This window comes from Pseudomonas sp. S3_C06 (assembly GCF_054667675.1).
Window position 1 is genome coordinate 3,714,242 of the sequence record NZ_CP162747.1, and the last position, 24,749, is coordinate 3,738,990.

The following is a 24,749-nucleotide window of genomic DNA, read 5'->3' on the forward strand; positions in this document are numbered from 1 at the left end:
CATTGTTTCAAAAACGGATACAGACCATGACCGAAGCCGCTCTCGCCCCCGAATCCCCGCACGCGCCGTCTGTCATTCGGCTGCTGCTAGGCAAGTTGGGCATCGCCTACGAAGAAGTGCTCGACCACCACGGCCTCAATGCCTCGCGCAAGGTACAAGCCGTGTTGCTGGACGACGCCGTCGGCGCGCTGATGGTGCTGTTTCCGCAGAGCCAATTGCTGGATCTCAATCGCCTCGCCGAACTGACTGGCCGGCGTCTGACTGCCGTGTCCACCGAGCGTCTGGAAAAGATGCTCGGCAAGCACAGCCTGAGCCTGCTGCCGGGCCTGCCAGCGCTGACCAGTTCGCCGTGCCTCTACGAAGAAAGCCTGCTGCGTGAGCCGAAGTTGCTGATCAACTCCGGCGAGCCAGGCCTGCTGCTGGAAATCGCCAGCGAAGACTTCAAGACCATGCTGACCAAGGCCAGCGCCGCCAACTTCGGCGAAGCCCTGAGCAGCATCCGCCCGAACCTCGACCGCCCGGACGATGACCGCGAGGAAATCACCCAGGCCGTGCAAGCGTTCACCGCGCGGCGCATCCAGCAGCGTCTGGAAGCGACCATCGAGATTCCGCCGCTGGCCGAGACTGCGCAAAAAATCATCAAGCTGCGCGTTGACCCCAACGCCACCATCGACGACATCACTGGCGTCGTTGAAACCGACCCGGCGCTGGCCGCGCAAGTGGTGAGCTGGGCGGCGTCGCCGTACTACGCCTCGCCGGGCAAGATTCGTTCGGTGGAAGACGCGATCGTCCGCGTACTCGGCTTCGATCTGGTGATCAACCTTGCGCTGGGCCTGGCCCTCGGCAAGACCCTGAGCCTGCCCAAAGACCACCCGCAACACACCACGCCGTACTGGCAGCAATCGATCTACACCGCCGCCGTCATCGAAGGCCTGACCCGCGCCATGCCGCGCGCCCAGCGCCCGGAAGCCGGCCTGACGTATCTGGCCGGTCTGCTGCACAACTTCGGTTACCTGCTGCTGGCCCACGTGTTCCCGCCGCACTTCTCACTGATCTGCCGCCACCTAGAGGTCAACCCGCACCTGTGCCACAGCTACATCGAGCAACACCTGCTCGGTATCAGCCGCGAACAGATCGGCTCATGGCTGATGCGCTACTGGGACATGCCCGACGAACTGGCCACCGCCCTGCGCTTCCAGCACGACCCAAGCTACGACGGCGCCTACGCCGAATACCCGAACCTCGTCTGCCTGGCCGTGCGCCTGTTGCGCAGCCGCGGGATTGGCTCTGGGCCGGATGAAGACATCCCCGACGCGCTGCTTGAACGTGTGGGCCTGACCCGCGACAAAGCCAACGACGTTGTCAGCAAAGTGCTTGAGGCTGAAGTGCTGCTGCGCGAACTGGCCTCGCAGTTCAGCCAGGCCTAAACAAAACAGGCCCGCTCCCCAAGGATCACCAAAATCCCTGTGGGAGCGAGCCTGCTCGCGAAGAATCCAACTCGGTCTACCAGACCGCCCCTGATCATTCCCACGCTCCGCGTGGGAATGCATCCCGTGACGCTCCGCGTCACCAAAGGCTCAAGCCTTAGGCTTAGCCTTCCTCGGCACCAAATACTTCATCAACCCTTGAAACCACATCACCAGCGCCGGGTTGCCCTTGAGCTGGATCGACTTGTCCTGAATCCCCTGCATAAACGCCAACTGCTTGTTCTTCGCCTGCATTGTCGCAAAGCCATAACCGGCATCTTTAAACGCAATCGCAAACGCCGGCTCTGCCACCACGCCAGACTTGCTGGTGATGCGCTGATCCTTGACCACGAAATGCCGCGCCACTTTCCCGTCCAGCGTCTGCAACTGAAACACCAGATCCTTGTCACCCAACTGCTGCTGGAACGCAGGATTTGTCCGGCTGGCCTTACCCATCAACAAACCCATCATCCAAAGAAGAAAACGAAATTTCATGCGCACAGCCTCAAAAGGAAAATGAACGGCCGGGGCAGTGTAAGGGATTCGGACGATAACGCCAGTATCTGCCGCTGTTGGAAGAGGATGCTGACTATTCCCCGCACGATGACCGCCAAGTCACGATTCAGCGCTCGCCCACTGATCGTTCCCCCGCTCCGCGTGGGAATGCATCCCGAGACGCTCCGCGTCTCACCACTCACCTTTCCTACACCTGTTGAAACACATCCCTGTAGGAGCTGGCGAAGCCAGCGATCTTTTGATCTTCCGGCCCGCGAATCTATGGGAAATTTCCTGCAAAGTGCGGTGCTGTCCATGAACTAGGCGAGTTGGCTGGCTATCGATAGGCTCTGTGTGTCGCCGCAGATTGGCGATACGGACGTGCAAGTCCGGTCGGAGTACACATTGGTTATGGCAATTCGCCGAGCGTTTTCCTATGCTCGCGGATCGTTATGGCGGCTGTGTATGGGAGGCCTTCGGGTCTGCCGGGTTACTCCACCGGTCTTGCACACCTATGCACAGCTGCCACCACTTTCGAAGTGCGAGCGAAACGGTGTCGGCTCCTTAAACTGGAGTAAGACCGAATGATCAAACCAACACCCAATCCCCCAGAAAACCCAGACGTTTCGCCCTACGAAACCCTGGAATCAAAGAAATTCCACGAAGCCGCCGAACGCGCCCTCGACCACCATTTCAAACCAGCCGTCGATCCACACCCCAAGCGCGAGAACGGCCTCTTCAAACTCTCCCCCGGCACCGACGCCGAAGCCCTCATGGCCAACGCCTCCGAAGACCTCCTGTCTATCAGCGTCATCGCCTGCGACCTCGCCGACGACCTCCACGGCTCCCGACGCTCGGTTGCACTGGCCCTGAGCAGAATGGCGGACGGCGTGAGATTGATGGTGGAAGGGACGCTCGACCAGATTGAAGTGCGAAGCGTGGCGGCCAAGTCGTAGCGAAGTCTGTGGATGAAAAAAGGGGACGTTAAGTCCCCTTTCTGAATATTCCCTGCTTCACCATTGGCAACCTGTTTCAGGTTTCGAATCCACGTTGTAATCGTTTTCAAACGAATACTTCTTTGCGGATTTGTAATTCGTATACGACATCGCATCAACCCGGCCACCCTGAGTGACCATCTGATACTCACCTGTCAGCGCACCATCAACCACTTCAACCCAAGTTGTCGTGTACTGGTAGGGCCGGCCATAGACCAATTCCTCTTGTTCAGTATTGCGATGAACCAGAGTGATGGCCTTCTTCGACTTGCTGTACTTGACGCCAGCACCGCTCCACTTGGCGACAGAGTCGTAATAGGTTCTGAATTCAAAATTTATGGGTTTGCCTTCGTAGGAGCGGAAGCAAAAAACCTCGGTCGTGACCTCGCTATGCGCCGCCAGAGGAACGAAAACGAGCAACGCGGAAAACAATGCAGACGAAAATTTCAAACCGAATATTCCTTTAGCGGTTCATGGGTACAGAACACACAGTTACAGCAACTCAACGAGCTCTTGTCACGCCTCGGGCGCCACAGCGCTGCGCTCCCCCACCCTCGCCGGGATTTTCGAAGCTTTTCCCGCTTCAGACATTCGCGATGCGTATTGCTTGTACGCCGCCACCGCCCGCTCTTTATCGTTCACGGCCCAATAACTGTCAGCGAGATTCAGGTAAGCAACCGTCCTGTTTGGGTGGTTGGCAATCACTGCATTGAGCAACTCAATCGACTCAGCGTAGTAACCCGCCTCGCCGAGCAGAAAACCGAGGTCGTTGGACCAGCCGGGACGCTGCGGGTAGTAGTACTTTGCGGCGATATAGCTATCCGGGGGACAAGTGTCATGCGAGCCGCCGCCCATCAACGCGTAGCTCATCGTATCCTTGAAGGAAGAGTCATCACCCTTTCGGTAGGCTGCCAGCGCCATATCCAGCAAATCAGCCGAATCGACGGTCATCAATTTCTTTCTCACGCCCTTAATACTGCCAGTACGAGCAACCTGCAGCTTCTGCAGCGCCTCACGCCCATCGAAAGAGGCCAGGGTGATTGGGCCCAACGTCTGCACCGGCAACTCCACTACGCTGACAAGCGACCGGTCACAGGAGTCGTTGTTCGCCACTTCCAGCAGAGCTTTCAGCTCAAACTGCTTTGAACCTCTGTTGAAGGCGAACAACAGGTTGAAGTTGTAAACCGCGTTATCTTCCTCGCTGGTTACCAGCGCGATGTAATCCCCAGCCTCAACGAACGGCTGCTTTACCACAGCTTCCTCAGCCTGCGGATCAATGACAGTCATGACGCCAGGGCGACCTTTGAGTACATGGACGCTGAAGACACCCTGAAGCGCAGACGAGTACTGACTCTTGATCAGAGGCAGCGCCTTCGACGTATCGAGCAATATGTCCTCGTTACGTGCTTGTTCCGGCGCAATCAACAATCGGTTAGAAACTTCGTCCGCATCACCCGCCAGCACAAACACCTTTTGCCGTGATACATCACCCAGCAAGCTAGCCGGAATTTCTTTCAGGACTTGTGGGGCAGCGAGTGCGTATGAAGTGGTTAGCAGCCCAAGGCTCAACACGATAAAGCGGAAGAACATATTCACTGTCTCAGTCCCTGAATTTCAGATCGCTCAACGACTCGTTGCGGAATTTTCTGCGCTTTACCAGCAGCAGTCATCGCTTCGCCGTACTCGCGGTAATAACGCTGCGCTTCTTCTTGCCGATCAAGTCGCCACAGCGAATCAGCCATGTTCAGCATCAGCACCGTGCGTTTGCCGACTGCTTCAACGCCTCGATAAAACTTCAACGCCAACTCATCGTTGCCGCCCTCGGCCAAGTAGAAACCGAGGTCGTTGTAAGTCTGAACATTTTGCGCCGGGGGATGACACGCCATGTAGGATTCCGGGCTTAAAAAGCTCAGGCTCCATTCGATGGACTCTGCTCGGGACTGCGCAGGCTGGATACTCGAAGCATTTTTCAGCAGGTCCTTGGGTGACTTAGTCTCCAAGACAGGATTGAGCACCCCGCCCTCTTCGGAAACCCATTGCTTGCCTACCCATTTTCCCTCACAAAACCGCTCGTAACTCTCAGCAAGCACGCAACCGGTTTCCATCGAGATCACATCGCAATGCCCTTGTGATGTCGCTATTTCCTCACCGCCCTCACCTATGACTACGCCGTACTCCACCGCAGTCGCCAGTAGAAATTTTTTGTCAGGGCTGAGCCATTCAGGATAAGCCTGGGCACCAATGCCGGCATGAAACAACGGGAACGTTTTTCCATTCGCGGTGAACCAGGCAGTGGTAGATTCCACGACGGGTGATGTCCATTTTTTTGCCTGGAACGTCACTGTGTTTCCGGCGGCTCCCACTATTGGCGGGTCAACGGCAAAGACATTGGTAGCGCTGAACAAACCGCCGATCATCAACACCCACTTAAGGCTGGCCATAGACGATCCTTTTCACCGCTGGGCTTTCTGACATTAGCTGTCTCTTCGTAACGCCATAGGCCTTGATCAGCTCTTCCCGAGATCCCTTCGAGCCAAAAGAGCGCTGGTTATTATCGAAGCTGTATTGCTCCAATCGCCCTGCTGTCGAGTAATACCCGTGCCACTCCGCGCAGGCACCACAACCGCCATATCCGCCTATCGAAACAAGGCTGCCCTTGGCGCCATCCACGCAATCCATCGCCACAACAACATTGCTCAACATCTTCGTCTTCGCACCGTCGGAAGTGAGTTGTGAAACTTTGCTGATATCGCGTCGAAGCACCTTGCTACCGATGTTGATGGTCTGGTCGGAGCAGACCGGGATGACGTGGGTTTCCGTGTCCTGCACTGTCACGGATCGGCAGGACGAAACCAACACCACTTCAACACCGCCACACTGCATGATATCGCGCTGGGTAAAGGCGTCCGAAGGCGCGGCGAAGGCTGGCAGAGAGAGCAGCAGCGAAAGGCTGCCCGCGAGAAGACGGATCATCCACTCACTCCTCATCCATCGGCGACGATTCCACGTCGGTCATGCTCAGCAGCCGGAATTCGTTGTTCACAAACTCGTAGTAACGATCCCGGTTACCGCTTTCCAACGCATTCCCTTGGGCGTCCTCTTCACCGTCGAGCGTGACGCCGGAGACGATGATCAAGCGGCTGTCGGGCTGGTAGACCATGCCGAAGGTGCTGCCGTCGTAAGCATTCGGCAGACCGCCAACGACTTCCCCAGTCTGAGCGTCCAGCACTTCGCCGCAAATGGCGCTGCCGCCACAACCGAGCCTGTGAAGGATGTAATGGCCGGCGAAGTTGACCTTGCCTTTCAGGGCTTGCACCCGTGCTTGGTCCATCATTGGGCTGCTGTTTTCTTGCGGCACCAGCTTATGGTTGGGGCCGGTGAAAACTGGCGTGACGGTGTAATCCTTGAAGGTTGGATCGGCAGCGAATGCCATGGACGCGGCAGCCAATAACAGGCTGCCGAGAAGAACCGAAAATCCTTTCACGCTGTAACTCCATCGACGCAAGTCATTGTGGGTGTGTTCATTCGAAGGCAATGCCGCGCACCGCTTTCTTGATTTGCTCGAACCCTTCGTTGCTGATCGCCAACGGGGTGGATGAACCCGATTCCGCCGAGCCGATCAGTACGTCTTTGCCCCTCAGCAGGCAAAAAGCGATGCGGGTAATGCGCCGTCGTGATTTATCGTGGAAACCGAAGATGAAACCCGAAGAGTTCTCCCCACCCCATTGTTCGAAGGTGTAGGTGTTCGCACGACCCGCCAGAGAGTTGGGCACCCAGCCCTTATCGGTAAGGGTCGCCGGGCACCTGCGGTCGTTGTCGTCACGCAGGACTTGCACCGCAAATGCATCGTCTACCGGGGGTTTCCAATCGGTGAGAAGCGAAAAGTACTCCAAGTTTTCACACATCAAACCAAACCACGGCTGGCTCAGGTCACCGTGTTTCTCGAAGTGCCAGTCGGCACCACTCGACGTCTGCGCTTGCCACAAGCTGGGGGCGCTTGACGGTTTGGGCAGTTGTTTGGCTGCGATAAATACCGAATAGAAATCGTCGAACTTCAGCCATTGGTTCTGCAGCAGCGGCATGGAGAACCGACACGAACCCATGTCTACAACTGTCTCGGTCGGGCCTTGCGCAACCGGCGACTGGCCGGGCTCGTTACCGACCAATACAGGACCTGCGCCAGTCACATAATCCACCTGTAAAAACGCGACCAGACCAAAGATCAATTCGCGGAGGTATCGTAGTTTCACTTCGCATCCTTCGAATTGATCAATTCCAACTCACCATCCCGATACAACACCTCACACCCCACCCACGCCGGATCAACCTGCGGCATCACCGCCGACGGCTTGCGCAATTCGCGCAACAACGTCGAGCCATGCGACAGCCGCCCACCCATCCGCGCAATCACTGCCCGCGCTGTTTGGTAATGCGCGTGCCGCCCCGGATCGAGGGTGTCTTCGAGCAGGATGTCGGCGCCGAGGATGCCTTGCACCTGCCCCGGATAAATCATGAACCCGGTGGCCTGCTCGGCACCTTCGCGACCGTCCTGCCAGAAGCTGCCGTCTCGGGTGCGCACATCCGGATGCGGCGCAAACCAGTGTTCGCGGTCGGCCAGTGGCATGGCGTGGTGCAGACGGAAGAAGATGCGCATCAGGTTGTCGCGATACCACTCGCGCACTTGCAGGTAGTAACCGCGCAGGCCCGGCAGGCCGGTCGAATGCGCGAGGCGGATCAGCCCTGACCATTGCGGGAATGGTTGTAACGGCAGTTCGCTCGACACAGGTCGAGGGGTGGCCGGATCGGTTTCCCAAGGCAAGCGGTGAGGACTGTTTTCAAGGTTGTCGTACGCGGTCGGCGGGCGCCCAAGCCAGTCGCCGCCACTACTGGCCAGCGCCGTGGCGATGCACAGATTGCCTTGCACCACGAACACGTAAAACCGAGTGAACCAGTCTGCCAATTGCTGACCATCGGCAGCTTGGGCGACGAGTTCGGCCAGTTCCCGATCGAAGCGCTGCAAACCGTTTTCAAGGTTCAGCAAATGGCTGCGAGCCTTCCGTTGCATACGCAAAAACAGCGGCAACGAACGCAGCATCTTCAGCGGTTGCCACGGCAGATGCGGCGTCGCGCCGCCGACTTCACCGGCGTAGTTAGCGGCGCTGATGCCCCAGTTGGCGAGTCGGGCGAGAAACAGATCATTGTTGATGTAGGAAGCGCCGCCGAACACGGCGGTGAACGGTTCGTTGTCCTGCAACACCCGCGCATCCCAACGCGCCATGATCGCCGGAATACTCGCGGCGGCTCGGCGTTGGGCGCATTCCACCAACACGCTCGGTTGCGGCGGCAGGATCTCGGCGATATTGGCGGCGGTCAGGTGGCGGCGCCAGCCGTAATCGCTGATTGGCCGGTATTGCAGCAACCACAGTTGCGCGCCGTCCCAAGCCCATTCGACGTCGCCGGGCACGTAGTGGAACACGCGCAGAACTTCTTGCAGAAAGTGCCAGAGCAGGTCTTCGGTCAAGCCGTGGGATGGCGTGAATGTACCGCTGCGCCACGCATCGCCGAGCCGTGAAAGCGTTGCCCGAGAGGGGCTGACGTGACCGTCGGCCAGCGATTCGAGATGGCCTTCCACCCACTCAAGTTCTACCGAGAGATGGCGCACGAACGCGATGCCGGAAACGACCGGAGTGATGAAGCGTTGCACCACCACTTCCTCGACGCCTTCGGCCGTCAGTTCGGCGATGCGTTTCGGCACATTGGCGGACGGCTCGCGCAGATAGGTCGTGCTCAAACCGGCATTCGCCGAATCGGCCTGATCCTCGCCATAACTGGAGGAGCGCACCGCCCAGGTCACATCAGGTTGAGCAGCGAGAAATGCTGGCAGACGCGGATCGCTGCAATCGTTGAGCGTCAACGCCGCCGGCACCGCTTGCCGCGCCAGTTCGGCCAAGCGCAAACGCCCACCCTTGGTGTGCGCGACAAACCCGCGCTCGCCCGACTCCAGCCACTGCGCGAACTGCGCGGGCGAGTCGATCCACGGGTAATGACCCCAACCAGATTTGAGGCTGATGGTCAGATCTGCGCGGGCGAGAATCGCCGACCACGCCGCCGCTTGCTCGATGCCGAGCACGGCGTCCTGATCGCCCCAGACCAGCTCGACCGGATCGGTGATCCACTCCAGCAGTGGCAACGCGGTATCGGCGCGAATCAGATCCCAGTGCGGCACGAACGCACGGCAGCGCGCATAACCGGCGCCCATGCGCTGGTACTGCGGGGGCGTCCAGGTCTGGGTGGAAAACTTGCGCGCGAACACCGTGGGTTTGTTCGACAACAGCCAGTGAATGGTCTTACGAATCGGCAGCGGTGACATCAGCGCCGGCAATCGACGCTGCCACAAAAATGCCCCAACCGGCGCCAACAGAACACTGCGCGAAAAGTGCCCGGGCCGACGCTGCAACGCGTGCAGCACCAGCAACGCATTGACCCCGACTGCCATGATCGCGCTGCCCTTCTGCGTCATCGCCAACAAGGTCTGCGCGTAGTCCGCCAGATCCTCGCAGGGTGGCAGCGGATTGGCGCCGAAGCCCGGCAACTCCAGCGGCACCACGTCGTAGCGCTGAAAGTGCGGCAGTGCGTCGTCCCACCAATCGGCAGCGCTACCGTTGCCGGCCAGCAGGTACATCAACGGCTTGCTCATGAGCGATCCTCAGGTCAGATCGCGCAGAGCGGCGTCGAGGGTTGGATAACGGAATGTGTAGCCAGCCTCGGTCAAACGCTGCGGCACCACGCGCTGACCGTCGAAGAACAGCTGCGCCATCTCCCCCGCCATTGCACGCACTGGCGCGGCGGGAATGTGCAACCACACCGGACGCTTGAGGACCTTGCCGGCATTGGCGGCGAACGCTGCCTGAGTAACCGTTTCGGGGGCGACCATGTTGTAGGTGCCGACCAGACTTTCATCGTCGAAGGCCCGGGCGATAACCTGAAGCACATCGTCGCGATGCACCCAGCTCATGATCTGCCGACCGTCGCCCATGCGCCCGCCGAAACCCAGACGGAATGGCAGCAGCAACGGCGTCAACGCACCGCCGGGGCCGAACACCACACCGAGACGCAACACCACCTGACGCACGCCAAACTCAGTGGCCGGTTGCGCGGCGGCCTCCCAACGCGCACAGAGTTCGGCCATGAAACCGTCGCCCTTGCTGGAGTGTTCGTCGAGGCTTTCGCTGGCATCGCGCACGCCGTAGAAACCGATGGCCGAGGCTTGAATCCATAGCGCGGGTTTGTGCTTGGTGTTCTTCAGCCAGGTCATCAGCGCTTCGGTGGTGCCGACTCGGCTGGCGAGCAATTGCGCCTGACGCTTGGGAGTCCAGCGTGGGCCGGCGACGGGCGCGCCGGCGAGATTGATCACTACGTCGAAGGCTTCGTCATGACTGAGTTCGCTGAGCGAATGCACACAGCGGACGCGGCCGTTGAACAGATTGGCCGCGCTCAACGGATCGCGCGTCAGTACGCTGACCGAGTGGCCCGCGTCGAGTAATTGATTGACCAAGGCTTGACCGATGAACCCGGTACCGCCAGTGATCAGCACACGCTTGAAAGCGCCGCCGGCAAACGGGCTGGATTGGCTCGGTGCCTTTACTGAAGAAGCCTTCCGGTCATGCCGATACAGCCAGAACAACGGAGGCAACAACACCAGCAACGCAAAACCGTCGAGCCACAGGTGCGACCAGACCTGTTGTTGCGCCGAGAGCCACATGTCCTGCGGCGCCCATAACAGGATGCCGGCGCTCAACCAGCCCCACACTGCCGGGGTTTTCAAGCGATTGCCCAAGTGCACCAGCGCGAGCATGTACAGCGAATAACTCTGCAGCGTCGCGCCGAACAGCGCGAGCCACCAGACCTGTTGTTCGTGGCCGGCAATAGGTACCGCATCAGCGCCCCAGAATGCGAGTTCGAGGGTGTGCAGATAGCCGTCGAGTAAACCGGAATGCCCGGCCCAGGTCAGGGTGAGTCCGGCGAGTATGTGCACGATTGCGGCGGCGTATAGCCAGAGCACTAACGCGGGGCGAAGGGAGTTCGAGGGGGCTGGCATTCCGTGTCCTGAGCGCATTCCTTGGGGGTGGGGAGTTTAAAGGAAAAGCTTGGGGTTTCGGGGGTTGTCAGTAGCAGTAGCTGGGTTTGATTGGCGTGGTGGAATTCTTCTTTAACTCACCCAAGCGATGGATCGATCCTTTGTTTCCCTTTGCAGCGCCCATTTCATAGCAGGCCACAGCACGGGACAAATCCTTGGTCACCAGTTCCCCTCGCTCGAAAGCGGAACCTAAAGCACCCAGAGCGTGGACGCTGCCCATCGTCGCAGCCCGGATCATTGCTTCTTCAGCCAACGCTGGATGTTGGCACGAATCTGTTCCAGCCAATGTGTTGCCATCGCAGTAATAGAGCGAAAGCATCAGTGCGCCTTCGGGCGACGTAGTCGCTGCAGCTTTGATCAAAGCCTCCAATTGGTCCGTTGGCAACTGCGGCGCCATGCCCGAAAGGCTCAAACTTGCCGCACTCAAACTGGATTCCGGATCTCCGGAACGCGCTGCGCAAAGGTCATTTTCCAATGACGCCTCGAATAGCTCTCCGGTGAGACGGTACTGTTCCAGTCCTCCCAAATTACCGAAGGCGTTGGCACGTTGGCGGCAGAAATTCTCCTCAACACTCAACTTGGGCTTGCTCGCCACTACCAGATCTTTCTCACTGATCGACCAATCCTCAATCCCCTCAAGCACCCAACATGCCTGACGAGAGAAGTTGAAGATCTTGATATTGCTATTGCCCGCTCGCTTATCCACCACGTTGACGTGACTGTCGTCGACCTCTTCGATCTCGACTCCTGGTGTCTTGCCGGGTGTGATTGCGGCAATCAGCGGATAGGTGAAAGTGGCTCCACTGACACCCGAGGTCGAAGGCTCAAAGGTACTTCGATCCTTTCCCGCTACCGGTTTCAACACGAGCGACTTGACCGTCATCGCAGTGAGACGGCGTTGTGATTCGCCGTTGGCGGAAAACGCTACCAGGAAAGGCGCGAACTCCTCCGAGGGGCAAGCGTCGCTGGTAGGAGCCGTCGAAGCGTTCTTGTCGGATGCAAGAGCAGGGACGATCTTGTCCAGATACGCCGAGCGCTCGCGGCTCATTCTGGCGATACACAAGTTGCTGACCGCTACGTAAGCAGGCTTACCCGCCTCGATCTCGAACGCCTCCAACGGACAATTCGCATCACGCAATTTCAGCCACGCACGCTGCGACTCCTTGACCTTCGCCGCGTACTCCTCGCCCAACGCCGAATCTGTTCGATAGTCAGACTCAAGCCGCGTCATCAACTGCTTGTAGCTGACGTTCAATTGCGTATCGGCAGCCTTCTTCGCCGCCTCCGAGCAGGGCACCATTTCCAGACTTAAGGTGACCTGGCTGCAATCATCCTGCGCATAGACCGCTGAAACCGGCAGCAGCACGGCCAGCAGGGTAAAAACAAAACGGTTCACAGTATTCTTCCTTGAGTCATTCAGGCTTTGCGTTTGGTGAATCGGGTGATGCATTGCTTGGGGATGTTCATTTCCCAGTAAGTGCTGAGCAACGCTTTACGTTTTTTGTCGACGCGCAGGTTAACGAAGCCATCGCCGCAGTCCGGCTGCAACTCTTCGAACGTGCCGGTTTTCGCTTGATAAACGAACACTCGGTAGTAATCGTAAGTACCCATACCGTCATCAAGCTGCCAGACCGCGAAGTCCCGGGCGCCGTCGAAATTGAAATCGTCGAACTGCATGTGGAGTTCATTTTCGGCTTCAAAATCGATTGTTCGCGACTCGCTGTGCGTTTCGCTTTTAACCGCGATGTTCAGCTTGGATCCTTCGAGAACCAGCGTCGCGTCGACGCCTTTGGTTGGACTGAACGTGGTGGTTTGGGCTAACGCCGGGATCGTCCACATCAGGAAAATCAGTAATAGCGTGATATTTTTCAATTGCATAAACTCGCAATAATTCCACTTGCACCCACCGATGCTAAATTCAATTCATAGTTTTCATCTGCACACCTAATATACGTCACCACAGGGAGAGACACCTTTCAGTAGTCCTCCCCTGACACCCCCAAAGCTTCAAAGGCCGGGGTATGTTATTTTTTTTGCAAAAGAACTTTCATCCACTAAATCTTTCTTACTAACACCATACTTATTAATTAAATCGTCACGCGACCCTAACGACCCAAAAGAGCGAAACGAATTACTATAAACGTAATTCACCAACTTTCCATCTAACGAATAATAACCATGCCACTCAGGGCACGCACCACAGCCGCCGTAACCGCCGATGGAAATTAAGCTTCCCTTGCTCCCTTTAACACAAGCCATCGAAACGACCACATTAGAAAGTATCTTCACATTCGATCCGCTGCTGGTCACCTGTGATATTTTATCAACCTTCCGACGGTTCTCTTGTCCATTTATCTTGATTATCTGATCTGTACATACTGGGAGGCCACTGTGATCCTCCGACTTTGCGACGGTGTCATTTTGACAAATAGATACAAGCTCCACCTTCGATCCATCACATTCCAAGATATCTATTTTTTCAGGCAAGCTGGAATTTTGAGCAGAAGCAGCCATTGCCGAAGCACAAAGAAATGCTGCGACACCAACACGATATTTATTGAAATTCACCACATCACTCCATCAAGTCTGCAACAAAACCGACTTTCATCGGCAGATCACTTTCACCAGCCAACTCTTGACTTACCATATTATTATACTCTGCAACGACATCCTCCAGCTTCACGGTAGGCTGACCATAAGGAGACCCTGGAAGACTCGCCCACTCTTTATTACATTTTTTAATAGCTGCCTTTATATCCCCTCTCATGATCTCTGGAAGTGCATCTCGACGATATTTCAGAATAACAACGCAGTATCTATCTTGCATTGCAGGTGTAAAATCTGTAATACCGTGCTCTTCCCGCAGCTTGATGATACCTGGGTCATCCCAAACATATCTCATGACCTGATAGGCGCCGGCAGCAGTAGAAGAGATAACTTGACCGGTTTTCTTAACCGTCTTCTCCATAAGAAGACGAGGATGATCTGCAAACGTTTTTCCATAATCCTTAATAAAGGATTCTCCGCCAAACAGATGCTCATAACCTTCGAGGCCGATCGTTCCCTCACCAATCTTGAGCATTCTCAGGAAAGCCCGAATCCGCGCCTCCTCAATGGTCATAACATGAATTTTCTTCAAGTTATCGATAAATGCTATTGGGTGAAAGTGATAAATGGATTTCGGCAAAGCAATTTGCATTGCCCCTGCCATTTCGTCCCAAAAAACGAGCTTATCTATTCTTTCTTGTTCGAGTTTTAGTACAGTTGGGGATTCTAAAAGGATTTTTTTTAAGCGTGCCCACTTCGGTTCAGATGATTTTGCCTGCCATTCCGTAGGATGATAGGCAATAAGTTTGGTCCAGCGACTCCGGAGTTCTGCGTCTCGGAGCGCCGACTGCAACTCTTCAACAGTAACATTACCGTCCGCCACACCCTTGCTGTCGATTTCCGAGTAAATTTTCTTAAAGAAATCCGGCATCGCATCAACATCGAGAAAACCATCAGCACTTTCGTTATTTTCTTTGACAATGCTGAATCCTAGCCTTTCCCAATCATGCTGACTGATTACCGTAGCACTCTCTTTTTGCAAGAAACCTTCAAGCGAAGTAGTCTCCCCCTTTACTGAAAGCCCAAACCATTCTTTTCCGCTTGAATCTTTTGTAACTTTCGCCTTACTCAAAGCTACAATTATTTTTTCCCCAAGAGGTGGCTGCTTTGGAGAAAAAGAGATTTTTCCATCCGCGTCAGTTTTTTCATATAGTACTGTGCCACTTTCAAGAACGAGATGCTGATTACCGCCTGTTAACCCTTTCGGATTTTTTATAAGGCTAGCGATATCATCACTACTGAAGACTTCAAGATGGACCTGACGCTTACTTATTTTCCCGCCACCTGGCCCTGCCAACACCTCATTCAAACCCAGGTAACCAATCGGGTCGCCAGCTTTGATTGCAATATTAGTAAGAACCACGCGATCATAATTAACAGGTATAACTGGCGCCCAATCAACAAGATGATTTGACTTATCATTCTCCACACAAGCCCAAAATGTAGATGGAACCGATCCACCCTTTTTCAATCCAGTAGGAGCGCCTGAACTACTAGGTACAAAAGTGCACTCAGCCATTTTCAGCAGCTTACCTCTCACATCTAAATTCAGAACTTTTTCACTGTCAAACTCGATAACACTAGAAGTACACAAAACCATTTCTGAACTTATTGGACTACCTGCTTTTGCACCGTTAACTTGTGACTCTGGCGGATTACGCAATTGCAGGCCTTTCGCGGTGACTGTAGCTCGAACCTTACCCTGCCAATATACAGGTCTCAACCTCTCAGTTTTAGCCTCTGATGGGTATTGCGCAAAAGGCAGCAGATGCATATAAAGACTGAAAAAAGTCATTACATCTTCTGAAACCACACTACCTTTTTCAACAGGCCTACCAGGAAACTTATAATCATGCCTCACCAAGCAAAACGAACTTGAATAACGCAATTCGGTACTTGCGCCATCTTGCTCAAATACTGACTTTACGTAGTCTTCATTCAAACGATAGGCAACTACAACGCCGTCAGCAATACACCGAACAGGTTGGACGTCGGTGCATTGTGGCGCACTCAGCTCACTTACATGGATGCCACCATGCCAAAAACTATGTCCGCCCAGCAAATAGTTTCCTGATACTTCTTTTTCAAGCACCGAATAGATTTCGTCCGAGCTCTCATATTGACTCCCATCCGCCTTTCGAATTGGAAACTGAAAAGTCATTATTGGTGCAGGGCTATTCTGTTTTGGTGCAGGAACTGGTGCGGGGGACGAAGCTTCGCCTGTTCGAAACTCTTCTTTAGCCCTGAGAAACTTTGTAGGAATCGGCCAATAGAAGGCCGGATCTTTAGTGCCAAAATAAGTAAATGATGGCCCTTTCCTCGTCTGCGCGCCGAAGAACTTGCCTGCAGTACCGGTGGGATTAACGTCAACAACAATACCGGTATGAAATAACTTATCCCCACCACCCAGCGGATCTTCATTAATCCAAAGAGCGATATCACCTTTCTTGACGTCTGGCGGCACAACGGTCGTGTAGTACTTGGAATCCTCCATTACCCGCGTATCTTCATACGGGATTTTGTAGCCAGCCCCTGTTAGCAGCAAATTAACCATGTGCGAGCAGTCGATTAACTTATTACCGGCCGCATTTGTTTTTATGCCATCGCCACCCATCTTGTACACGTAGCCACGGTTTTCGTAATTACCCGTTAAATCTAATGGTTCTGTCATTTCTGCATCCTGCAAATCAATAGCAATGGCTGGTTTCTGTGGCGTCAGCGGTTTGCGATTTCAATCTGGTTAAATTACTCAGGGCGATGGCATTTCCTTTACTGGCGGCCAAGCGATAGCAATCCAGTGCTCTGGAGGCATCCTTGGTTACCAATCTTCCGGTCTCGAATGTATCACCCAGTTTATTTTGAGCATCGGAAGAGCCCATTGATGCGGCGCGAATCAATTCCCTTTCTGCTTCTTCAGGATGCTGACAAGGACCCTCGGGGTCTGTGTCGTTGCCATAACAATAGAAAGTGGACAATGCAGAAGCTCCGCTTGCCAGAGTAGCGGCGGCGGCCTTGAACAGGGCTTCGACCTTCTCTGTTTCCAATTGAGATGCCATTCCGGAAAGACTCAGACTGGCAGCACTGAGACTTGCCTGAGGATCGCCTGAAGCTGCTGCACACAGGTAGTTTTCCAATGCTGCTTCAAAGAGTTCTCCCGTCAGGGAGTATTTGTCCAGGCCACCAAGGCGTCCGTAAGTTCGCGCACGCTGATAGCAAAAGTTCTCGGCGGTACTCAGGGTCGGCGTGCTCGCTTCAACAAGGTCTTTATCATTGATCGACCAGTTCTCGACGCCTTCGAGTACCCAGCATGCCTGACGAGAAAAATTGAAAATCTTGATGTTGCTGTTACCCGCTCGCTTGTCCACAACGTTGACGTGACTGTCGTCGATTATTTCGACTTCAACCCCGTCTGTCTTGTCTGTGGCTAAAGGTGCCATCAGCGGAAACGCCAATGTGGAGCTGTTGATCTCCGCCGTTTGCGGCTCAAGAGTCCGCCCCTCTCCTTCGGGTTTCAACACCAGCGACTTCACCGTCATCGCAGTCATCCGCTGCTGAGTTTCAGCATTCGCAGAAAACGCCGGCAGAAACTGGGAAAAGTCCTCGGACGGACATTCATCCGCATAAGCGCTGCCATGAAACAGGCTCAACAGCGACGCGGTGAAAACCGTTATCGCGATGCCATTGCTCTTCTTCAAAACACGATTCATGTCGATCACTCGGAAAACACAAAAAAAGCCTTCGGTTTAACTTTCTCAGGCGGCGCATTCAACAATGCCTGATCCATCAAACTCCCCGCCTTATCCTTATCCGCCGCCCCCGGCAGCACCGGCGGTTTAATCCCGATGCCAGTCCCCGACCCAGCCGAGCCACCGGCATTGATTTTGATCACCGGCCCAACCACCGTGACCCCACCGCCATCCAGCTTGATAAAGCTCCCACCCCCAAGAATGGTCAGCTCCGTCCCGGCCTCAATAACAATCTTGTCCCCAGCCTTGAGGTGAATCTCTTTCCCCACGCTGGTCAGCTGCGCAGTCCCCAACTTCACATGCTGGTTCTGCCCAATCGTCAGGTGATCATCCAGCTTCGCTTCAACCTTGCGATCGGAAATCGTGGTGCGGTGTTCTTCAGCCTTCAGCTCGGTGTAGGTGTTCTTCACCACGGTGTCGTGACGCTCATTACCGACCCGAATCTTCTGGTCATGCTCAACGTTCTCATCCCAATCCCGCTGCGCATGAATGTAGATCTGCTCCGCACCTTTCTTGTCTTCAATGCGCAGTTCGTTGTACCCACCACCACCCGGCGAGCTGAGCGTTTTGAACACACTGCGAGTCTTGTTCGCCGGCAGTGCATACGGCACTGGGTTTTCCTTGTGGTACAGGCAGCCGGTCACCAGCGGTTGGTCGGGGTCGCCTTCGAGGAAGGTGACGAGGACTTCCATGCCGATGCGCGGGATGCTGATGGCGCCGTAGCGGTCGCCGGCCCAGGAGCTGGAGACGCGGAGCCAGCAGCTGGTTTTGTCGTCGGCGAGGCCTTCGCGGTCCCAGTGGAATTGCACTTTGATGCGGCCGTACTGGTCGCAGTGGATTTCTTCGCCTTTGGGGCCGGTGACCATGGCGGTCTGGCTGCCGAGGACGCGCGGTTTCGGGTGTTCGAGCGCCGGGCGGTAGAACACGTCCCACGGGGTGGCGAGGAAGGTGTTGCGGTAGCCTTGGTGAAAGTCGTCCTTGTTGTCGGTGGTGTCGCTGGTCACGCCTTCTTCGAGGACTTGCGGCTGTTTGCCTTCGTGGAAGATTTCGGTGAGCAGCCACAGGTCGTTCCACTCGCTGCGCGGGTGGTCGGACATCGCCATGAAGTGGCCGCTGACCAGTTTGGTCTGGTCGCCGCGACCTTCGGCCTGGCGGTAGTCGGCGCGATGGCGTTCGAGGGCGCGCTGGCTGAGGAACTTGCCACGGGCGCGGTCGATGAAACGGCCCGGGTAGTCGTAGTCTTCGAGGTCCGGTTCGGTGCTCTCGCCATCGGGCTTGTAAGCCGCTTCCATTTGCAGGCGCGGTTTTTCGAAGTCGTAGTCGCGGCGTGTGATGCGGCTGGTGCGGGTTTCCAGGCGTAGCTTGAAGCCTTTGATCACCGGTTCTTCGGCGACCATGCCGCTGCCTTGCACGTAAGCGGTCGGCTGGCCGAGATCGGGGAACACGGTCTGGTCGTCGCCGAACACCAGCAGGTGGCCTTTATCGCTGTGCTGGAAGTGGTAGTGAATGCCTTCCTCTTCGCACAGGCGCTGGACGAAGTGCAGGTCGGTTTCGTCGTATTGCACGCAATAGTCGCGATCCGGGCACGGCTGGCTCAACTGGAAGCTGTAGGCGTTGCCCTTGATGCCGTGTTCTTCGAGGATCAGCGCGATGATTCTCGGCGCTGACATCTGCTGGTAGATGCGCTGGTTGGTGCGGTGATGCAGGTATTGCAGTTGCGGCACCATCGACACTTTGTAGCGGGTCAGGCGCTTGCCGGCATCGCCTTGGGCAACGCGGTAGATCTGGCCGTGGATGCCCGAGCCTTGTGGATCGAACGCGAGAAACGCCTGTTTGTGCAGCAGTTGTTCGAGGTCCAGATCAGGGTTTTCGCTGACCAGTTCGAGGTCGAAACGAAACGGCTGGCTGATGCCTTCGGTGCCGGTGAACGACAGCACTTGCAGGTCGCCGACGTAGTCTTCGACCTTGAGGCTGAAGTGGGTTTCGTTAGCTGGGTTGAACATAAAGTGCTCCCTGTTCGAATGTCATCCGTTACGCCCGAAGTCGCAGACGTTGCAGCCAGGACGAAGTGGCGCCCAAGGCGTCACGCAATTGTTGGGCAGTGATGCTGCGTTCTGCCGGGTCGAAGCTCAGCGCGGTGCGCAGCGCTGGCCAGCCGTGTTTCGGTAAATTTGCCGGTGCTTGCAGTTCGCGTTCCAGGTGCTCGTCGCGGGCCTGGGTCGAGGGCAAGCGGCGGAACGGGTGTTTACCGCCCGCCAGTTCATAGATCACACAAGCCACGCCGTACACGTCCGCGCTGGCCGACAACGGTTGGCCCTCAAGCAGTTCGGGGGCGGCGTAGCCCGGGGTCCAGGCGTTGAAGCGTTCGCGGCTCAGGTGCGGCAGGCCGGGCATCACGCCCTCCTCTGCCTGACCGAGGCCGAAGTCGAACAGGCGCAAGCCGTCTTCGCTGAGCATGACGTTGCTCGGTTTCATGTCACCGTGCAGCACGCCGCGACCGTGGGCGTAGGCCAGCGTGTCGAGCATCGGCAGGACGATGTCGCGCAGTTCTTGCCACGGCAGGCCGAGGGGCCGCTCGCAGAGCAATTTGTCCAGGGTCAGGCCACGCATGTATTCCATGGTGATGAAGGCCCGCTGGCAGTCGGTGTCGACTTCAAAAGTGTGTGCACGCACGACGTTGTCGTGGCGCAGACGCCGGGTCAGGGCGAACTCGCTGTAGAGCAAGGCACTGGCGTCCGGCGATTCGGCAAATTCTTCGCTGAGGATTTTCAGCGCAATGTAAGGGTCGGGATCACCGAACTGTTCGTGCAGCAGATCCCGTGCCCGGTAAACGGCGCCCATGCCACCGGCCCCGAGCAGACGCTCGAGGTGGTAGCGACCGGCGAGTACATCCGGCAGTGCACCGATGCTGGCCTTGGTCGGCGCCAGCAAAGGTTCTGCTTTGTTCTCCTTGGCGAAGGCGAAGTAGGTCAGGTTGTTGGCCTGTTCTTCGCTCATCAGCAAGTCGTCGACTGAGGATTCGATTTCAGTCATTGGCGGATCACCACGGCTGTCAGGTTGTCGCGCGCGGCGCCACGCAGGGCGCCGTCGAACAAACGTTCCAGCGCCACGTGCGGCGCGCTGAGGCTGAGGGCGTTGCCGAGGGCATCGCTGCTCAGGCCCTGATACAAACCATCGCTGCAGAGCAAAAACGCATCGCCCGGATAGACCTCGAGTTCGAGGACATCCAGGGTCAGTTGTTCGGCGGCACCGACGGCTCGGGTCAAGGCCTGAGCCGCTGGGTGCGCTGCCGCTTGTTCGACGCTCATCTGTTGCTCGTCGATCAATTGTTGTTGCAGCGAATGGTCCTTGGACAGCTGATACAGCCGCTGCCCGCGCCACATGTAGCAACGGCTGTCGCCGGCCCAGATGCAGGCCGCGCGATTGCCTTCCACCAGCAGCGCGACGACGGTGCTGCCCATGATGCTGTCGTGGCGTCCGGCGGTGACCGTCAACTCCTGCCCCAAGCGCCGGTTCAGCCAGTGCAGGCACTGGCGGATGGCTTTGAGGCGTTCGTCGAAGTCCTCGTGTTGCGGCAGTTCAGCCAGGCTGGCGACGATCAACTGGCTGGCGATGTCGCCACCCTGATGACCGCCCATGCCGTCCGCGACCACCCACAGCCCCTGCTGTGGCGAGTCGAGGAAGGCATCTTCGTTGCGCGCCCGCACCTTGCCCGGGTCGGTACGCGCCGCGCTGCGCCAGGCACTGGCCACCAGCATCAGAGCTGCACCGGCATACGGAAGGTACGCAGTACGCCCATGTCGAACGGGTTCGGCGTGCGCTGGCTGGTCAGCAGGTAGTTGGCGCGCAGGCCACCTACATCGGCTTTCAGCACCAGCACGTCGCGACCGCTCAGGTACTCGGTCTGCATCAGGTCGAACAGACGGAACAGCGACCATGGGCCGGAGTTCTTCTCGATGCCGATCGGGCGCCCGGCCATTTTGTCCATGACCAGACTGGTGCGACCGTCTTCAGCATCGGTCGGCCACTTGAACGACATTGGCAGGATCGGACCGTGGCGATATTCCATGGTCTTGTCGCCGAACTTGAACTCGGAACGGCTGACCGCCGGGTCGAGGGTGTACGGCTCCAGTTTGAACTGCACGGTCGGTTCGGCCGGGTTGATCGAGAAGAAGCTCTGACGAATCGTCAGCGCCGCTGCCATCTGGTCCAGGTACATCTTCGATACCGGCAGGCTGTGACCGTCGACGCTGCGCATGCGGTAGTTGCCCGGATCGCCGCTGACGAACGGACGCATGTAGCTGTCGAAGAAACGGTCGACGGTGCCTTGAGCGCGGAAGAACTCGCGGAAGTCGCTGATCGCTACGTCGCTGGTGCTGCTGGCGCTGAACGGATAACGCTTGCTGATGGTTTTGCCATACACGCTGTACAGCTCGTTCTGATAACGGCCGTTAAGGTATTGGTAAGCATCGTTAAGCACCAGACGCCACGAGTCTTCGGCCAGCACGTTGAACCACACGCTGAGCGGACGCGGCAGACGGCTGGACGCATTGCGCAGGTTGGTCAGCGCATCACGCTGGCCGCTCATGCGGGTTTTCGCCATTTCGAACGCGGCTTGTTCCGGCGTGCTGGAACGGGCCAGACCGGCCAGTTGCAGTTGCAGGTCGTTGAGCGCGCTCAGTGCAGGCGTCAGGTCGGCCGCCGGGCCGTTGTTGTCATCGAGCAAACGATGCAGCGGTTCGAAGCGGCGTTGCAGCGACTTCTTCGCGGTGTCCGGCAGGGTCTTCGCCACGTTCAGGGCCGAAGCCTTGTCCGCTGCGGCGGCGGCAAGTTTGCCAACCTTACCCAGTTTGCCTTTCTGCCCAGCCAGCGCATCAGCAGCGTCGCCAGCTTCTTCGACAGGATCTGCAGCCGCCTGGAAGCGGGTGTTCTCACGCACTTCGGTGAGCAATGCCAGCACCGGCGAGTTGGCCGAGGTCAGGCCCGCCAGTTGCTCGGCGCCTTCGCCGGCGTCGCTGATTGGCGGCAGGGCAACTTGGCCAACGGCTTCGCTCCAGTAGTTGGCGTAGTCGCGGAAGTACAGCTGCTCCAGCTCGACCATCAAGCGACGCAAGTCCATATCGCTGATGCCCGCGCCTTCGCCCAGCACCCAGTTGTCACGCAGGATGTCGGTGACCAGCGCCGAACCCTGTACCGAGAAATACTGCTGATAACCGGTTTGCGTGTAGAAACCCGGGATCACGTATTCGGTGCCGATAAACAGCGAGCCTTGTGGACCGAGGTGTTGGCTGAAACGGTAGTCCGGCAGGTTGCGCGCCTGCTCGCGGAGCATGCGGTAAACCACGGTAGCCAGCGATTCGCTGCGCAAAACCTGACGCGCCTGAGTGACCAACTGATCGTTCAGCGGGTAGATAAACGGCTGCTTCAGCAGACGCTCCAGATGCGCGCTCAAACCGTTTTGCACAGCGGTGTTGCCGGTGTAGCGCGTCGACCAGTCAGTGGCGACCCAGTCCTTGAGCCACGCGGCATCGCGACGATCCTTCATGTTCAGCATCAGGTACGCGCGCAGGCTGTTGAGCAGGCGATCGCGGTCCTTCATGTTGGCGCGGATCTGCCCTTCGAGCATGGTCGCAACCCGTGGCAGCAGTTGCTTTTCAAGCTCGCGCTCGTAAGCCTCTTTGACCACTGGATTGACGTCTTCACCCTGATACAGACCGCCACGCTCGTGGTACGAAACGTCGCCCTTCTTCGGGAACACCTGCGTCGCGGCGTAGCTGCTGTCGAGGGTTTTCAGTACGCCCATGGCGTCATCACGCGGCGACAATGCCGTGCGTTGCTGCGTCCAGTTCTGCGCCAGATTGCGCAGGTTTTCCAGGCGCTCGTAGTTGGCCGAGAAACCGCCCGCCCAAAGCATACCGAACAGTGCCAGTGCCGCCAGTGCGCCGACGTACAGCGCACGTTGGCCCCAATGAATGCGGCTGCGTTCGCGCTTGTCCAGACCGGCCAAATCGGATTCAGGGAAAATCACCTGGCTGAACAAGTGGTGGATGAACCGTGAACGACCGCTGCGCAGGGTCGGCAGCACACCGGCGCTCATGCCGAGGCTGGCGCCGATGCCGGCGGTGGTCGCATCCATCTCTTGGGTCAGGTGCGGCGCGCTGGTCAGGTAGAAACCGCGCAGTTGCGTGGCACGCTGATAACGGTTGCCAGTGAACGCCATGTCGACGAACAGGCACAGACGCTCGCCGATCTGCCCGAGTTGATGCGGGAAGTCGAGGATGCGGCCACGGCGCTGAGTGTCGCGCTCGGAGTGCATGCGCATGATCACTTGGCTGTTGAGGCGACGCAGCAGCTCTTCGAACTCATTGCGCAGCACAGCGACGTCGGTGCCGATCTGATCCTTGCGGAAACTGGTGCCGAGCACTTGATCGCTTTCTTCGCGAGTCAGTTGATCGAAGAACTCGTCGAAGCCGAGCAGCTTGTCAGCCTTGCTCAGGACCAGATACACCGGCACGTCGACGTGCAGTTTCTGATGCACGTCTTGCAGACGGCCGCGAACTTGGCGCGCCAAAGTATCGATGTCCTGTTCACTGCCGCCGAGCAGGGTTTCCACCGGAATGGTCACCAGCACGCCGTTCAACGGACGCCCGCGACGGCGCTTGCGCAACAGCTCCAGCAACGTCGTCCAGGCACCGCCGTCGACTTCCACATCCGGTTGCGTGGTGTAACGCCCGGCGGTGTCGATCAACACACCGTGGTCGGCGAAGTACCAGTCGCAATGACGGGTGCCGAGGGTGTCGCGGGTCAGCTTGCGGTCGATCTTGTTGATCGGAAATTCCAGACCGGAAAAATCCAGCAGGCTGGTCTTGCCCGAGGCCTGCGGACCGATCAGCAGGTACCACGGCAAGTCACTGCGCCAGCGCTCGCTGCGGCCGCGATACAGGCTCGAGGTCTTCAGGGTTTTCAGCGCGTCTTTGAAGCGCGCCTTCAACTCTTTCTGCTCTTCGTCGATCAGCTCTTCGCGGCGAATGCGGTCCTGGCCGTCTTCGCTTTCTTCCTCGGCTTTCTTGCGGATACCCGAGCGCCAGCTGACGAAGACCATGGTCAGGCCCCAGATCAGGAACAGCACAGCGATGGTCAGCAAGCGAGAGGTCGAGCTCTCCCAGAACTTGTAGTCATCAACCGCCAACAACGGGCCGACGAACCACACCAGCAGCGCCACGAACAGTACCAGCAGCAAGGTCCAGACCCAGGTCTGGCGCAGGAAGGCGCCGACTTTCTTGAAAAACTTTTTCATCACACG

Annotated in this window: 20 protein-coding genes; 2 read left to right on the forward strand and 18 right to left on the reverse strand. The window is 57.2% G+C overall.

Annotated features, from left to right (window positions below; all coding sequences use genetic code 11):
* Positions 1 to 26 precede the first annotated feature (26 nt).
* A complete protein-coding gene (locus AB4N44_RS16610) occupies positions 27 to 1,427 on the forward strand; it encodes an aminoacyl-tRNA deacylase and HDOD domain-containing protein (protein ID WP_016985804.1) in 1,401 nt (466 codons plus the stop codon).
* Positions 1,428 to 1,577: 150 nt separating this feature from the next.
* On the opposite strand, the gene AB4N44_RS16615 is transcribed toward AB4N44_RS16610, so the two are convergent.
* Positions 1,578 to 1,961 (reverse strand): helicase, encoded by a 384-nt coding sequence (locus AB4N44_RS16615; RefSeq protein WP_016985803.1) that lies wholly within the window; start codon positions 1,959 to 1,961, stop codon positions 1,578 to 1,580.
* 584 nt (positions 1,962 to 2,545) lie between these two features.
* Here AB4N44_RS16615 and AB4N44_RS16620 point away from each other — a divergent pair.
* Entirely contained in the window at positions 2,546 to 2,917 is a 372-nt protein-coding gene (locus AB4N44_RS16620) for a DUF6124 family protein (protein WP_038359293.1), read from the forward strand.
* 57 nt (positions 2,918 to 2,974) lie between these two features.
* Here the strand turns inward: AB4N44_RS16620 and AB4N44_RS16625 are convergent, their stop codons facing one another.
* The 17 genes from AB4N44_RS16625 to tssM form a co-directional block, all read right to left on the reverse strand.
* Positions 2,975 to 3,406, reverse strand: a complete 432-nt coding sequence (locus AB4N44_RS16625; RefSeq protein ID WP_150749850.1) for a hypothetical protein — start codon at positions 3,404 to 3,406, stop codon at positions 2,975 to 2,977.
* Between the two features lie 66 nt (positions 3,407 to 3,472).
* Positions 3,473 to 4,546, reverse strand: coding sequence for a tetratricopeptide repeat protein (locus tag AB4N44_RS16630; RefSeq protein WP_150775932.1), 1,074 nt, complete (start codon positions 4,544 to 4,546; stop codon positions 3,473 to 3,475).
* Positions 4,547 to 4,548: 2 nt separating this feature from the next.
* Positions 4,549 to 5,397 carry a tetratricopeptide repeat protein gene (locus AB4N44_RS16635; protein WP_150749851.1) on the reverse strand — a complete coding sequence of 283 codons (849 nt, stop codon included), beginning with the start codon at positions 5,395 to 5,397 and terminating at the stop codon, positions 4,549 to 4,551.
* Positions 5,384 to 5,929 (reverse strand): hypothetical protein, encoded by a 546-nt coding sequence (locus tag AB4N44_RS16640; RefSeq protein ID WP_150749852.1) that lies wholly within the window; start codon positions 5,927 to 5,929, stop codon positions 5,384 to 5,386. The genes AB4N44_RS16635 and AB4N44_RS16640 overlap by 14 nt, the downstream gene beginning before the upstream one ends.
* Before the next feature lie 4 nt (positions 5,930 to 5,933).
* Complete coding sequence (locus AB4N44_RS16645; protein ID WP_150749967.1) at positions 5,934 to 6,389, reverse strand: hypothetical protein; 456 nt, start codon at positions 6,387 to 6,389, stop codon at positions 5,934 to 5,936.
* An 88-nt stretch (positions 6,390 to 6,477) separates the two neighbouring features.
* The gene (locus AB4N44_RS16650; protein ID WP_460158116.1) at positions 6,478 to 7,206 is read right to left on the reverse strand and encodes a hypothetical protein; all 729 of its coding nucleotides are present in this window, start codon (positions 7,204 to 7,206) and stop codon (positions 6,478 to 6,480) included.
* Positions 7,203 to 9,653 carry an alpha/beta hydrolase gene (locus AB4N44_RS16655; RefSeq protein WP_150749854.1) on the reverse strand — a complete coding sequence of 817 codons (2,451 nt, stop codon included), beginning with the start codon at positions 9,651 to 9,653 and terminating at the stop codon, positions 7,203 to 7,205. The genes AB4N44_RS16650 and AB4N44_RS16655 overlap by 4 nt, the downstream gene beginning before the upstream one ends.
* 9 nt (positions 9,654 to 9,662) lie before the next feature.
* Entirely contained in the window at positions 9,663 to 11,054 is a 1,392-nt protein-coding gene (locus tag AB4N44_RS16660) for a TIGR01777 family oxidoreductase (RefSeq protein WP_150749855.1), read from the reverse strand.
* A gap of 67 nt (positions 11,055 to 11,121) precedes the next feature.
* Positions 11,122 to 12,489, reverse strand: coding sequence for a lysozyme inhibitor LprI family protein (locus tag AB4N44_RS16665; protein ID WP_150749856.1), 1,368 nt, complete (start codon positions 12,487 to 12,489; stop codon positions 11,122 to 11,124).
* Positions 12,490 to 12,509: 20 nt separating this feature from the next.
* The gene (locus tag AB4N44_RS16670; protein WP_150749857.1) at positions 12,510 to 12,971 is read right to left on the reverse strand and encodes an XAC2610-related protein; all 462 of its coding nucleotides are present in this window, start codon (positions 12,969 to 12,971) and stop codon (positions 12,510 to 12,512) included.
* 129 nt (positions 12,972 to 13,100) lie between these two features.
* Positions 13,101 to 13,661, reverse strand: coding sequence for a hypothetical protein (locus AB4N44_RS16675; RefSeq protein ID WP_224790076.1), 561 nt, complete (start codon positions 13,659 to 13,661; stop codon positions 13,101 to 13,103).
* Between the two features lie 4 nt (positions 13,662 to 13,665).
* Positions 13,666 to 16,371: a glycoside hydrolase family 24 protein gene (locus AB4N44_RS16680; protein WP_122596742.1), complete on the reverse strand. Its 2,706-nt coding sequence runs from the start codon at positions 16,369 to 16,371 to the stop codon at positions 13,666 to 13,668.
* 16 nt (positions 16,372 to 16,387) lie between these two features.
* A complete protein-coding gene (locus AB4N44_RS16685) occupies positions 16,388 to 17,407 on the reverse strand; it encodes a tetratricopeptide repeat protein (RefSeq protein ID WP_460108395.1) in 1,020 nt (339 codons plus the stop codon).
* Between the two features lie 5 nt (positions 17,408 to 17,412).
* Complete coding sequence (locus tag AB4N44_RS16690; RefSeq protein WP_460108393.1) at positions 17,413 to 19,449, reverse strand: type VI secretion system Vgr family protein; 2,037 nt, start codon at positions 19,447 to 19,449, stop codon at positions 17,413 to 17,415.
* A gap of 28 nt (positions 19,450 to 19,477) precedes the next feature.
* Positions 19,478 to 20,479, reverse strand: a complete 1,002-nt coding sequence (locus tag AB4N44_RS16695; RefSeq protein WP_460108391.1) for a serine/threonine-protein kinase — start codon at positions 20,477 to 20,479, stop codon at positions 19,478 to 19,480.
* A complete protein-coding gene (locus AB4N44_RS16700; RefSeq protein WP_038359322.1) occupies positions 20,476 to 21,204 on the reverse strand; it encodes a PP2C family protein-serine/threonine phosphatase in 729 nt (242 codons plus the stop codon). The genes AB4N44_RS16695 and AB4N44_RS16700 overlap by 4 nt, the downstream gene beginning before the upstream one ends.
* Complete coding sequence (gene tssM, locus AB4N44_RS16705; RefSeq protein WP_460108389.1) at positions 21,204 to 24,743, reverse strand: type VI secretion system membrane subunit TssM; 3,540 nt, start codon at positions 24,741 to 24,743, stop codon at positions 21,204 to 21,206. Before tssM ends, AB4N44_RS16700 begins: the two co-directional genes overlap by 1 nt.
* Between the last annotated feature and the right edge of the window lie 6 nt (positions 24,744 to 24,749).